Here is a 13160-nt window from a genome sequence, read left to right as displayed (position 1 = left end):
TTTGCAAAGTGTATCATGAGATTTTGTGTTATTCACGCAAAGATGCTTTCAGAGGATGATGTTACTACAAGGGTTCAGGTTTTACAATGAGAAAGATAGAGATTGGAATAAAGGACAAGGACTATCTTGATTTTCTCTCTATCTGTATTGATGAGGAATTGTCAGTTGAGGAGAAACTCAAAAGCATAATCCGATACCACATAATCACGTACAGGAATAGAGCAAAGCTTGGAAACTCCAAGTTATTTTGATAATACTTAAGTTGACAATTTTTAGATTATTTTCATGAATCTAAAATTACTTCGTAACTTGGGAATAGCAACAGCAGTTGTAATTGCGACGATCTTTGCTGTTGGGTTTCTTGATGAGATTAGTGGTATTCCATAGATTCTAAACTCTAATGGTGCCTAAATTTGTATTTTGAAAAATAATTCTTGTAATCATTAAAAGATAATACACAAATTAAGACATTTTAAAAATTAATCATAATTATCATATGGCTCAATAGGATCTTTTGTAGTCTTATTGGTCCTTAACCACTCTAATGTTTTTACAAAAGAGTCAGCCAATTCCATAGTAGTTAGAACAGGAATTCCTAATTCAAGGGATTTACGTCGTATTTGATATTCATCGTCAAGCATTCCAACATATTTTTCCAATGTAGATGTACTAGGAATGTTTATGATAAAATCAATTTTTCTCTCATAAAGCAAATCAGAAATATTTGGTTTTCTTTCAGGTTCTGAAATTTTATGTACAATCTCAACTTGACCAATTTTTTCCTCAAAGAACTCTGCAGTGTGCTCAGTTGCTAAAATTTTGAAACCCAATTGTTTGAGTTTTGCAATAGTAGGAAGTAATTTTTCTTTATTTTGAGCTCCTCCAACAGTTACTAGTGCAGAGCCTTTGTCAGGCAAATTATACCCAACTGAAGTCAATCCTTTAGACAATGCATCATAGAAGCTATTTCCAAAACATGCAGCCTCGCCAGTAGATTGCATTTCAACACCTAATGCAATATCTGCGCCTTCTAATTGCATAAATGAAAACTGGGGAACTTTAATCCCGTAATTAGTGATTTTTTGCCATTTATTTTCAGGAATGTTAGGTAGAGGTTTGTTCAAAATTGCCTTTGCAGCAAGAGATATGAGGTTTGTTTTTACTAATTTAGAAACAAATGGCATAGAACGTGAAGCTCGTATGTTTAGTTCTATTACATACACATGATCATTGTGAACCAAAAATTGCAGATTAAATGGTCCTTTGATGTTAAATGTCAAAGCAATCTTTTTTGTGTATTCATTTATTGTTTCGATAATTTTGTTACTCAAACGCCATGGCGGAATTACCATCATTGCATCTCCAGAATGGACACCTGCACTATCAATATGTTCAACAATTGCTCCAATCACAACTTCTTTTCCGTTACTAATTCCATCTACATCTACTTCAAGCGAGTTTAACATGAATTTTGAAATTACAACAGGATGATCAGGGGATACATCTGTTGCTTCTTTGACATATGTTTTTAGTTCTTCTTGAGACCAAACAACTTTCATTGCAGCTCCAGATAAAACATAAGATGGCCTAACAATTACCGGAAATTCAACTTCTTGTGCAAATGATTTTGCCTCATTAAGATTGGTAAAAGCTTGCCATCGTGGTTGCTGAATGTGTAATTTGTCTAGTTCTGCACTGAATTTTGAACGATCTTCTGCTCTATCAACATCATGTGCACTAGTACCTAGAATATTCACGCCGTGTTGAGCAAGGCCAAGAGTCAAGTTATTTGCAGTTTGCCCACCAACACATGTGATTATACCTTTAGGATTTTCAAAGTCTACAATATCCAAAATTCTTTCTTCGGTGAGTTCTTCAAAATATAATCTCGTACAAATATCATAATCAGTCGAAACTGTTTCAGGATTGCAATTAACTACTGAAACATTTTTCTCTCCATTTTCTTGAAGACCCCATACCATGTTTACAGTGCCCCAATCAAATTCAACACTACTGCCTATTCTGTACGGACCCGCTCCAAGCACTATAGTGCCTTTTTCATCTGAAGGGATGACTATATCATTAGAATGCCCGCCATATGTCAGATACAGGTAGTTAGTCACTGCAGGCCATTCAGCAGCTAGCGTGTCAATCTGTTTAACAGAAGGAATTACGCCTAATTTCTTTCTCAAATCACGGATTTGATCAGGAGTCTTGTCTTTAGCACGAGCAATTTGCTTGTCAGAAAAGCCAGTTTTTTTAGCCTCCCAAAAAAGAGATTCATCAAGCTCTGATTTTTTGAGTTTTTCTTCAACATCAACAATATGTTTTATTTTTTCTATAAACCAAGGATCAACAGTAGATAGTTTGTAAATTCGTTCAACAGAAATCCCCATCTTTAATGCAATTGCAACATGGTAGAGAACTTGATCATCGTGATGAGATAATTTGTATTCAATATCTTCTTCAGTATATTTTTGTCCGTTAGTACGATTCAAAACTAATCCATCATTTCCAATATCCAACATTCGTATTGCTTTTTGAAATGATTCCTCAAATGTTCTTCCAACGGCCATGACTTCTCCAACAGATTTCATTGTAGGTCCAAGTCGTCTATTTACTAATTCAAATTTGTCAAAATCCCATCTAGGATGTTTACATACAATGTAATCAAGAGAAGGTTCAAAACAAGCAGTAGTATTTTTTGTGATTCTATTAACTAGTTCTGATAAATTATAACCCAATCCAATTTTTGCAGACATGTAGGCCAAAGGATATCCTGTTGCTTTACTTGCCAATGCAGATGAACGTGATAGTCTAGGATTGATTTCAATTGCAACATATCTATCAGAATCAGGATCAAGAGCATATTGAATATTACATTCGCCTACAATTCCAACATGTTTTGTAGCACGCAATGCTGCAGAACGTAGCATATGATATTCATGATTGTCTATTGTTTGTGATGGAGCAACTACAATGTTGTCACCAGTGTGTGCTTTCATGGAAAGTACATTTTCCATGTTACAGACAATTACGTTATTTCCATCATAATCTTGCATCACCTCATATTCAATTTGTTTCCAATGACCAATGTATTCTTCAACTAGAACTTGTTTGACCAGACTAGCTTTGAGACCACGCTCTACAATTTCGTGCAATTCAATCTCATTATACGCAACGCCACCACCTCTGCCACCCAGAGTGTATGCAACTCTGATAATTACAGGATAGGATAGTTCTTCAGCAGCCCTTTTGGCATCTTCAAAATTATTAACAGTCTTGCTTTTCAGCACAGGAACGCCTGCTTCACCCATAGAATCTTTGAAAAGTTGTCTATCTTCGGTTCTCTGAATGCCTTTAATCTGAGTCCCAAGTACATTTACCCCGTATTTTTTGAGAATTCCAGCCTCATCAAGACTAACACCACAATTCAGAGCAGTTTGTCCTCCATATGCCAACATAATTCCATCAGGTCTTTCTTTTTCGATAATAGATTCAACATATTCGGCGTTTACAGGAAGTAAATACACTTGGTCTGCAAATCTAGTATCAGTTTGAATAGTTGCAATGTTGGGGTTGATTAGAACACTGTTTATTCCATCTTCATGAATTGCTTTAAGACATTGACTTCCAGAATAATCAAATTCACCAGCCTCACCAATTTTGATAGCTCCACTTCCAAGTACCAAAATTTTCTTTAATGATTCATTTTTAGGCATCTCTTATTTCTCCATGAGTTGTTTTAATTCTTCAAAAACAAACTTGCAATCAAAAGGACCAGGTGCAGCTTCAGGATGAAATTGTACTGCAATGCAATTTTGTTTTTTGTGTTTAATTCCCTCTACGGTTTTATCATCAGCGTTTGTAAACCACAATTTAAAATCAGATTTTTCAATAGATTCTGGAGTAATACCGTATCCATGATTTTGACTTGTTACATATACTTGATTATTTTCAAGATTGATACAGGATTTGTTTTGTCCTCGATGCCCGTATTTTAGTTTGTAAGTTTCAGTGTTTCCTGCAATGCCAATTATTTGAGCACCCAAGCAAATACCTAGTGTAGGCACATTGTTTTCGATTAATTTTTTAGCAGTATCAATTGTGTCAGGACATTTTTGTGGATCACCAGGACCGCTACTTAGAACAACACCATCAGGGTTATACGACATAATTTTCTCATATGGAGTATTCCATGGAACCAGTATTGCTTTATAGCCAAGTTCTAAAACATTTCTTAAAATTGCATTTTTTGCACCAGTATCAACTACAACAACAGATTTTTCGTTATTGCCAAAGATTTGTTCTTCTTTTGTAGATACAGCATCCATGAATTGTTCGGAATTGTAATGTTTTGCAGAAACAAGTTGTTTTTTTATAGATTCAACATCAATTTCAGTATCAGACACAACAAGTGCTGCCATCATGACACCGCTAGTTCGAAGTTTTTTTGTCAATTCACGAGTATCAATGCCTGAAATTCCAGGCACTTTTTCATTATTCATCCATTCATCCAAAGTCATAGAAAGATTCCAATGACTAGCAGTTAGTGATAGTTCATGAACAACTAATCCACGAATTTGTATTTTATCAGATTCAAAGAATTTTGGTATTCCATTATCGTCTTTGACAGATGGATCTGGAACCCCATAGTTTCCAACCAAAGGATAAGTCAAGGTGAGAATTTGACCATTGTATGATGGATCAGTTAGAGCCTCAGTATACCCAACCATCCCAGTATTGAAGACAATCTCCCCAAAAACAGTCGTAGAATAACCAAACCCTTGGCCATCAAGAACAGTACCATCGTCAAAAATCAGCTTCCCAAACTTGTTTGCGTGGTTTGATTTCTTTGTAGTAATTGTGACCCTCGTAAAGTCCGAGTCATTGTGAATTTAAGTTTTATGCGTTATGAAAATTCAAAGAATTGATCGCAAAAAATAAAATTCGATCAGAGGGCTTGGAATTCTTCGCTCCATTTGTGATAAGCGCGAATCATTTCAGTTGAAACACTAGGTTTTCTTCTCTCCATAATATTTTTGAAATCAGCTGTGGTAAGTTCTCTGGGTTGAATTGGTTCCTCACCTTCAACTGGTTCATGATAATCAGGAGCATTAAAAATTTCATGAACTGTTTTTATTTGCGCAGCTTGGCAAATGTCTTTAATGTCACTTGCACTGTATCCATCAAACAGTTTTGCCAATTCAGCATTATTTACTCGGTAATTTTTGTTCAGTTTAGCAGTGTATTGTTCAAAGAGATTTTCTCTTGCCGCTTGTGTAGGTAATGAAACATAAATTCTCTTTTGGAATCGTCTAAGAAATGGCCAATCAAGACTCCAAGGTTTGTTTGTTGCACCAATTACATACAGCATCAAATCTTTTCCTTTTCCATTAACACCATCCATTTCAGTTAAGAATTGATTTTTAGTTCTGACTTCTCCGCCTACCTCACTGTTTCTAGAACCCAATAAAGAATCCACTTCATCTACAAATAAGATAACAGGTTTACCTTCTTTCTCAGCATATTGTCTTGCCATAGCAAATAACTTTGAAACATTCTTTTCTGCTTCACCTAGCCATTTACTCATCATTGATGATGCATCAACATTAATGAAATAACCATCCATCTCGTTTGCAGTTGCTGCTGCGAGCATAGTTTTTCCTGTTCCTGGTGGACCATACAACAACATTCCTTTTGGCCATCCAAGTGGGAAAAGATCAGGTCGTTTAGTTGGATATACTATTGATTCACGTAATGCGCTTTTTGCATCATCTAAACCAATTACCTGGTCCCAAGTAACGTCAGGTTTTTCTTTCATGATTAATTCTTCAAAATCATTTTCGTTTTCTTGTCTTTGAACAGATTTCTTTTGTTCTTCCTCTGAAGCCTTAGGGTCTACTGCAGGTTCAACACCATGAGCCTGTTGTAATGCGGTAATTCTACCATGATAGGAGTTACATCTTTCTTTGTAGATTTGGTTTAATTTACTGGTAGGATATAGTTGCAATAATTTTACGAGAGCATCAATTGCATGTTGATAATGTGTGATGGCCATTCCGCGTGCACCTTGTGAATCAAATTTTATGGCTTCAGAAGCATATTTGCTTGCTGTGTTTTCTAATTCTTGGGGGGCTAAACTCATTCTAATTACCTACGCAGTATCTCTTTGAGAATTTTGTTGGTATCCTACGGTGTGAATCTCTGTGACAAAATTGGTTAAATTAATTGCACTTGTTTCATATTCGTCATAATCAGGTCCATGGTCATATCTTTTTTTAAAATCAGATTTTTCTGAGATATGAGAATGCATGTCTTTGACCTTGTTTATAGAATCTTCAGCTGAGAGAATAAGTTCAGATACTTCATCATCTAAATCATTTAGAGAATTTGCAGTTTCAGTGATTATAGATGTAAAATACTTTAAAATGGAACGCATCTCTTTTTTATCTTCATATTTACACATCATAAAATCAGCAATTCCTACGATTTTATCTAAATCCTGTAATTCATCTAAAGAAAGTTTATCAATTTTTAAATCATCAGATTTTGCCTCAGATAATTTTTTGTCGATTTTAGAAGAAATGGATCTTATGCGTTCAATATCCTTTGAAAAATCTCGTTTTGTGGTTAACATGTCAAGTATTGCATAATTTGAAAAAATCAAGATTAGGATACTGCTTACTTAATTTAGAGCCGACCATCAATTTTACTTCATTAAGCAAAGAAGTGGATTCAGTGTTTGACTGACTAAAATCAAACTTTGCCAGAGTAAGAGCCGCTGAATCAAGCACAATACTTCCCAAATGAACTGAAATTTCAGACAATTTTCTACTACAATTTGGAATAATTCCATATAATTGAGCACTGACTGTCCTGATCATAGGAATTGATGAAGGCAAAACTACAGGAATGCTTCCAACGTTAGAGATTCTTTTCATACTCTTTCTTACTTGTAGTAAGATTTCAAGAGAATACATTACAAGATATTCAAGATTTAATGCATCAGCATGATTTCTGTCTGACTCGTCAAAATCATGAACTAAATCATTATTTTGTTCTTTTAATTCAGACTGTCGGAAATTAAGAACATCAATGATTTCATCCAACAGATTCATAGAATATTCCAATCTCGGAACTAGGGTTACAGAATGAGAGATATTTTCAATCTCTAATGGGTCAATACTGCATTTTACCAACATAGCAAATAGCACTTTTAGATTTTGTATTTTAGGACAGTGTATCAAATTATTTAGTAACCACAGTTACACCAATCTGCAGATACAATTTTGATTTTTTTTGAGTATTTGTGTAAAGGAATTTAGCTCTCAATTTTACCTAATAACAAATCAAACAGAATCATGGTAAATGAGCACGTTTTAACAGTTAGTTTAGAAGAATTTGGATTAAGCAAATATGAAGCACAAGCATATGTAACCCTAATAGCCAAAGGAACCATTTCTGCAAGTGAATTAGCGTACTATTCAGAGATTCCCAGAACAAAAACATACCCAACATTGCTAAAACTAGAAAACAAAAAACTAGTCATCATTTCAAAAAGCAAGCCAATTATGTGCACTGCAATTGCCCCAGAGGATGCTTTTGACGGGATAATTCATGAACAAATCAACAAAGTAAATGCAATGAATTCACTAATTTCAGATTTGAAAAAAGCAAGTGAAGAAAGCAGAAAATCAAGAGGGTCAGAGGAAAGAAGGTATTTCCATATGAGTGCCAACAATGTTTTGTCTCAGATTAAAACGATGATCGAAGGTTCAAAATCATCAATCAAAATCATGACAGATCAATGGGGTTTTGGATTACTAGCTGAATGCAAAGAGCAATTGTTATCAGTATTGAGGAGAAATTTAGATGTCAAAGTTCTTGTTTCACCATCACAAATTTGTTCTGAATCATATAGAACCATTCCAGATGGAGTGGAAATTAGGGCATCAGACATTACACAAAACTGTTTCATTTTTGATGAAACAGAGTTACTAATGATTGACAATGATAATGGAAAAGGAGCTATTTTTTCATCTACAGAAATTTTAGGAATAAATCAAGAGAAGATATTTTCAGACATTTGGAAAAATGCAATTAAAACCAAAGCCCTTGCAGACATGACAAAAACAGAAGCACAAGAGATTTACAAAATTATCAAGACAGTTAATGAATCAGGATTAACACATATTCTAAACTCTACAATGATATCTAAAAAAACAGATGTAGACATGTTAAAACTATTAGAGAAGAATGGGATTTCTTTAAAATCAAAAACGCTGGATGACATAATTGAGATCATAGATGCAGTAATGGAAATTACATGTTCAGGCCATGTTAATTTCGAGGCAAATACCAAAAACATAACTCTAGAATCAAAATTAAACAGCGGACACTCATTGCCATGGGTATCAATTTTGGACGGATGTCTACAAAAACAAGGATACAAGACAAGAACAGTATATCAAAACAATTCAAACAAGGGCGAAAAAGTACTTATCAAAATAAGTAAAAATTAACTCTCAAAAACAGATTCTTTATTCAGAAGAACAATCAGATCTTTTCTGTGATTCTTTATACGCAATATATGAAATAAAGTCTGAAGTACTTTGAAAAGGAGTATTCCCTCTAAGATTTTTCTCAATGTGCGCAGAGACTTTTTTTGCTAATTTTTCACTATCAGTCATTTCTGTATTCCTTTTGAAGTAATTCAAGAGTTTTAGGATCCAATTTTTCAAAACATCGGGTCAATTCTTCTTCGTCTAGTTCCTCGTCATGAAATAACATATTCTAATTAGATTTTTGCCACTCATTACATTGGTAGATAAGAAACATGTACCAAATGCTCAAAATATGATAGTTTTAGAAAATAGATTCAGGTTTAGATAAAACAAAGGACAAACTACGCTCAAAAATTTGCCGTTCACCACCAATAAATAATTCCGATTTAAAGACGAGTCATGCAGATGATTTCAATAAATTATATTTTAGAATGCATCAATGATGAAAAAAACTATTTTGGAGATATTTGGACAAACTGTTTGCACAACAAAAAACGATTCAACAGGAGTAAATTAAAAGAAATATTAAAAAAAATGGAAGAACTAGGGCACATCAAAAAACACGGTTACAAAAATGATGCATATTATGTCAAACATTATCACTATTCACTTGAAGAACATGTAGGTTTTATCAACAATCTAATTTTCACATACGAATCTAGAATTACATCTTCAATGAAAAATTTGGAAAGCAAAAAAATATTTTCAGACATATCCAAAGATCTTACTGCTCGTAAATTCAATAAAAATGCAAAAACAAATTATGAATCATTGCTGACAAGTATGACTAGCATGTTTGAATTGGCATCATCAATCCTATGGACAATAGAGAACACAGAGGATGATGAATTAAAAAAAGAACTAAAAAACTGTTTCAAACAAATCAATGAATTCATGGATGAAACAAATCAGAGATTACTTGAAGGTAGAAAAACAAATGAGAGAATATTGTTGCAAAAAGATTTTAACAGTAAAATTCCAAAATCAGGTCATCTCAAAATTTAAAAAAATGCTTAGTGTTACTAGAGACATTTACTAGATCCTCATCATAAAATGCCTCTAGCAACATAAACTGATAAATTATTTCACATATACAGTAATCACACAGTCAAACAATACAAAAAACCAATTAAAAATTATAAAAACTAAAATCAGACAAAAATTCAGTATCATTATCATGATAGAAGAAAAACTTGAATCATTAGGAGTCAAACTCCCAAACCCCCCAACACCTGCAGGATCATATGTCCCTGCGATAAAAACCGGAAACTTGCTATTTATCTCAGGTCAAATCCCAATGGAAGAAGGTAAAGTGTTATTCACAGGAAAAGTCACAGATGACAACTTAGAAACTGCTCAAAAATCAGCAAGAATGTGTGCAATCAACCTCTTAGCACAGATCAAAAGAGAACTTGGCAGTTTGGACAAAGTAACAAGAATCGTAAGACTGTCAGGGTTTGTAAATTCAGATGCAGAGTTTTACCAACATCCCAAAGTAATCAATCCAGCATCAGACTTGTTCTTTGAAGTATTTGGAGACAAAGGAAAGCATTCCAGAATCGCAGTAGGGGTTGCATGTTTGCCATTAAATTCAATGACTGAAATTGATGCCATAGTAGAATTTTCACAGTAAAGGATTGGAATCTCACCTAGATTAAAAAAAAAGAAAAAGATCCATAGTATGAGATAATAGCATTACCATTCATTTATGGAAACAATTGATATATACAATGAATTTAGAAAAGGTATGCTTAAGACATCGTTATTTTTGCTTTTTGCAGTATCAATGTTTTCCACTTTAGCTTTTGCAGAGTCAACTATAGAATTAGAAACGTCAAAAGATGAAATCAAATCTTTAGAGTCAATTTGGATTACAGGAAAGGTTACTGACGTATCACAATTCAAACCAGTCAAACTCAGAATTATGGGTCCTGATGGAGCAATAGTCTTTGCACCAATAGTAGCAATCAATGACGATGGAGAATTTAGAAAATTACTAAATCCACCAATACCAAGTTTTGCAACAGGAAAATACATGGTTACAGCAAGTCATGAAGATACAAAAATGGTTGCACAGACTCAATTCACAGTTATTTCTCAAGAGATTACAAGGAATCCAGATGCCATACAAACAGAATCAAAACCAATTTTAGAAAAAGAGCCAAAAATCATTAGCGGTATATCCATGCAAGCAGAAGCTGAAAATGGCTCAGACATTATCAAAATTATCGGAAAAACAAGTTACAAAAGTACAGACATTACATTGACTGTAAAATCACCTGCTGGAAACTTGATAACAATTGATCAAGTAACGCCAGGAATAAACGGAAACTTTGATGTAGAAATTAGAGTCGGAGGCCCAATGTGGAAAGAAGATGGAATGTACACCATTACCGCAAACCAAGGTGTCGCATCAGAACACAAAGAATCAATCAAAGTTGAAATCAAAGATGGAGTAGTAGTGCCAGAATTTGGAGTTGTAGCATCATTAGTATTGGCAATAGCAATAATTTCAATCATCATAGCTTCAACAAAGTCAAAGATTGCAATACTTCCTAAATATTAATTCCAGAGCAAAGCAACAAAAACATGTCAAAATTAGATGAAATAGAATTACACAAATGCATCTTACTTGAAACATATAGAAAAAATAAACAACCAGTAAAGACACCAGTTTGGTTTGTAATTAAAAATAATTTAGTGTACGTGGTTACTCGTAGTAAAACTGGTAAAGTAAAACGCCTTGAGAATAACTTGCAAGTAAAAATTGCACCATGTACTTTCAAAGGCAAAGTCACAGGTAAGTGGATTTCAGGTACGGCTAAAATTCTAGATAAAAAACAAACCAACGAGATTGTAAAGATCAGAGACAAAAAGTATGGGTTCATGGCCAAAGTTGCAAAGTTTTTCAGTAAAAACAAGGGAGAACTTTATGCATTCTCAATTAAAATAAACTAAATAATCTTAGATAATTTTATTTCAGTTCTTAATTTGATTTGGATAAATCCTTTTAATAAATTTCAAAAGCATGTATCCATGAATACAGAAGCAAGCCTAAAAGAAAATGTATTACATGACATAACTCATTGGGGCATTAGTGCATCAATCGGGGCAATATTCATCGTACACAGTTTGAAAAAATTTGATCCTAGTTGGCAAGAATGGCTTGCAAGTATTGGCATCCCGCCAGAAATGCAATTGCCAATTGCATTAGCAGAATTCATTGGAGGAATTTTGCTACTAGTCGGAGTACTAACTAGAGTTACAGGTTCTGTTTTTGCAGTGATTTTACTTGGAGCAATATTCCATATCAGATGGGAAAATGGATTTTTTGTCTCCCAAGGAGGATGGGAATGGGACTTGGTAATGCTAGCGGCAGTACTTGCAATAATTGTAGCAGGTCCTGGAAGAATATCAATTTCACATCTGGTGAAAAAAATTCCTAGATTTTTACAGTGATTATTTGATTTGTTTATTTAACTCAGTGATGAATTTCTTTATTTTGGGTTTTGGAATTACAGCACCACATGCTTTGTCATGACCTCCACCAGAGCCGCCAAGACTAGTTGCCAAAGTATTGACAATTTTTCCAAGATGGACTTTACAATCTTTAGAGCCACGAACAGATACTGCATAAATTCCATGATCAACTCTTTCTTTGTATGCAACACCGACATCTTTTCCAGATAAGCCCATTACAAAATTAACAGCGCCACTTGCACCAGCATCTAAAATTTCCATATGGCCAAGATTAGACATTGTTTTCAATCCTACCTTTACTTTAGCAATCATTTGGGATAGTTTTTCGACTTGTATTTGTGCAAACTCAAAAGTGTTAGGTATTGCATGAGGGAATTTGGATTCAGCTAACTCTTCAACAAGATAAAGTAGATAATCTGGCTCTTTTTGATGCCCCACTATATTGTAAGTGAGAACAGTTGCACTGATCAATGCAAATTGTCGGTCATAGATTTGTAACAGTTTTGCACCAATAGGCCTGGTTTCCATGTAATCAGTAATGGCAGCACATGCTGCAACAAATGATGCATGATCATTTAGTTTTGATTTGAATGCAGTGTAAGCTAAAACAGCAGTGCATTCATTGATATCATGAATCACCTTTACTTTAATTTTGTTTAGTGCCTTTACAACGTTAGGATCAATATCATGATGATCAATGTAAGTTACTGAAACTTTGTTTTTTCTCAATCTTGTCATAATATCGATGAATTCATCTTGGGTTTTCTTGCTAAGACCCAAATCACAAATAAATAATGATTTTAATTTTTCATCTAAAACTACTTGGTTTAGTGCTTCCATTTGTCCAGGATAGTCAACTAGTATTGCATCACCACCAAAGGCTTGGCGTATAATTGCAGCAGAACTTATACCATCACAGTCTTCTTTGTGAGAAATACAGATAACTTTGGTTCGTTGTGGTTTTGCAGTTTTTTTAGATGTAGATTTTTTTGTTACTTTTTTTGTGGTTTTCTTTATAGGTTTTTTTGCGGCTGTTTTTTTCACAGTTTTTTTAGATATTTTTTTCTTAACAGTTTTAGTTGTAGATTTTTTAGTTTTAGATACTGCCAATAC

12 protein-coding genes are annotated in these 13160 nt (G+C 34.0%); 6 read left to right on the top strand and 6 right to left on the bottom strand.

What is annotated here, in order from left to right; translation table 11 throughout:
- Window positions 1-479: 479 nt before the first annotated feature.
- From carB to ACW9XA_RS07085, 5 genes are all read right to left on the bottom strand, one after another.
- On the bottom strand, window positions 480-3722 hold the full coding sequence (gene carB / locus ACW9XA_RS07105) for a carbamoyl-phosphate synthase (glutamine-hydrolyzing) large subunit (RefSeq protein ID WP_457763657.1): 3243 nt from the start codon (window positions 3720-3722) through the stop codon (window positions 480-482).
- A 3-nt stretch (window positions 3723-3725) separates the two neighbouring features.
- Entirely contained in the window at window positions 3726-4823 is a 1098-nt protein-coding gene (gene carA / locus ACW9XA_RS07100; RefSeq protein WP_457763782.1) for a glutamine-hydrolyzing carbamoyl-phosphate synthase small subunit, read from the bottom strand.
- A gap of 131 nt (window positions 4824-4954) precedes the next feature.
- Window positions 4955-6148: an AAA family ATPase gene (locus tag ACW9XA_RS07095; RefSeq protein WP_457763656.1), complete on the bottom strand. Its 1194-nt coding sequence runs from the start codon at window positions 6146-6148 to the stop codon at window positions 4955-4957.
- Between the two features lie 9 nt (window positions 6149-6157).
- Window positions 6158-6640, bottom strand: coding sequence for a hypothetical protein (locus ACW9XA_RS07090; RefSeq protein WP_457763655.1), 483 nt, complete (start codon window positions 6638-6640; stop codon window positions 6158-6160).
- Window position 6641: 1 nt separating this feature from the next.
- Window positions 6642-7205 (bottom strand): hypothetical protein, encoded by a 564-nt coding sequence (locus ACW9XA_RS07085; RefSeq protein ID WP_457763654.1) that lies wholly within the window; start codon window positions 7203-7205, stop codon window positions 6642-6644.
- 159 nt (window positions 7206-7364) lie between these two features.
- Here ACW9XA_RS07085 and ACW9XA_RS07080 point away from each other — a divergent pair, with 159 nt between their 5' ends.
- The 6 genes from ACW9XA_RS07080 (at window position 7365) to ACW9XA_RS07055 (ending at window position 12026) form a co-directional block, all read left to right on the top strand.
- Window positions 7365-8525: a TrmB family transcriptional regulator gene (locus ACW9XA_RS07080; protein ID WP_457763653.1), complete on the top strand. Its 1161-nt coding sequence runs from the start codon at window positions 7365-7367 to the stop codon at window positions 8523-8525.
- Window positions 8526-8972: 447 nt separating this feature from the next.
- A complete protein-coding gene (locus tag ACW9XA_RS07075) occupies window positions 8973-9572 on the top strand; it encodes a hypothetical protein (protein WP_457763652.1) in 600 nt (199 codons plus the stop codon).
- A gap of 172 nt (window positions 9573-9744) precedes the next feature.
- Window positions 9745-10200, top strand: a complete 456-nt coding sequence (locus ACW9XA_RS07070; RefSeq protein WP_457763651.1) for a RidA family protein — start codon at window positions 9745-9747, stop codon at window positions 10198-10200.
- A 75-nt stretch (window positions 10201-10275) separates the two neighbouring features.
- On the top strand, window positions 10276-11133 hold the full coding sequence (locus ACW9XA_RS07065) for a PEFG-CTERM sorting domain-containing protein (protein ID WP_457763650.1): 858 nt from the start codon (window positions 10276-10278) through the stop codon (window positions 11131-11133).
- Window positions 11134-11156: 23 nt separating this feature from the next.
- Window positions 11157-11525, top strand: coding sequence for a PPOX class F420-dependent oxidoreductase (locus ACW9XA_RS07060; protein WP_457763649.1), 369 nt, complete (start codon window positions 11157-11159; stop codon window positions 11523-11525).
- A 78-nt stretch (window positions 11526-11603) separates the two neighbouring features.
- On the top strand, window positions 11604-12026 hold the full coding sequence (locus ACW9XA_RS07055) for a DoxX family protein (RefSeq protein ID WP_457763648.1): 423 nt from the start codon (window positions 11604-11606) through the stop codon (window positions 12024-12026).
- On the opposite strand, the gene ACW9XA_RS07050 is transcribed toward ACW9XA_RS07055, so the two are convergent.
- Window positions 12027-13157, bottom strand: coding sequence for a DHHA1 domain-containing protein (locus tag ACW9XA_RS07050; protein WP_457763647.1), 1131 nt, complete (start codon window positions 13155-13157; stop codon window positions 12027-12029).
- Window positions 13158-13160 lie beyond the last annotated feature (3 nt).

This window comes from Candidatus Nitrosopumilus sp. bin_6a (assembly GCF_054095695.1).
Note: the sequence above shows the minus strand (reverse complement) of the source record. Positions and strands in the feature narration are given on the sequence as shown.

Excerpts from the sequence above, each read along its gene's own strand:
- carB (WP_457763657.1), bottom strand. The coding sequence starts at position 3,722 with ATGCCTAAAAATGAATCATTAAAGAAAATTTTGGTACTTGGAAGTGGA.
- ACW9XA_RS07095 (WP_457763656.1), bottom strand. The coding sequence starts at position 6,148 with ATGAGTTTAGCCCCCCAAGAATTAGAAAACACAGCAAGCAAATATGCT.
- ACW9XA_RS07090 (WP_457763655.1), bottom strand. The coding sequence starts at position 6,640 with ATGTTAACCACAAAACGAGATTTTTCAAAGGATATTGAACGCATAAGA.
- ACW9XA_RS07085 (WP_457763654.1), bottom strand. The coding sequence starts at position 7,205 with ATGTTGGTAAAATGCAGTATTGACCCATTAGAGATTGAAAATATCTCT.
- ACW9XA_RS07080 (WP_457763653.1), top strand. The coding sequence starts at position 7,365 with ATGGTAAATGAGCACGTTTTAACAGTTAGTTTAGAAGAATTTGGATTA.
- ACW9XA_RS07075 (WP_457763652.1), top strand. The coding sequence starts at position 8,973 with ATGATTTCAATAAATTATATTTTAGAATGCATCAATGATGAAAAAAAC.
- ACW9XA_RS07070 (WP_457763651.1), top strand. The coding sequence starts at position 9,745 with ATGATAGAAGAAAAACTTGAATCATTAGGAGTCAAACTCCCAAACCCC.
- ACW9XA_RS07065 (WP_457763650.1), top strand. The coding sequence starts at position 10,276 with ATGGAAACAATTGATATATACAATGAATTTAGAAAAGGTATGCTTAAG.
- ACW9XA_RS07060 (WP_457763649.1), top strand. The coding sequence starts at position 11,157 with ATGTCAAAATTAGATGAAATAGAATTACACAAATGCATCTTACTTGAA.
- ACW9XA_RS07055 (WP_457763648.1), top strand. The coding sequence starts at position 11,604 with ATGAATACAGAAGCAAGCCTAAAAGAAAATGTATTACATGACATAACT.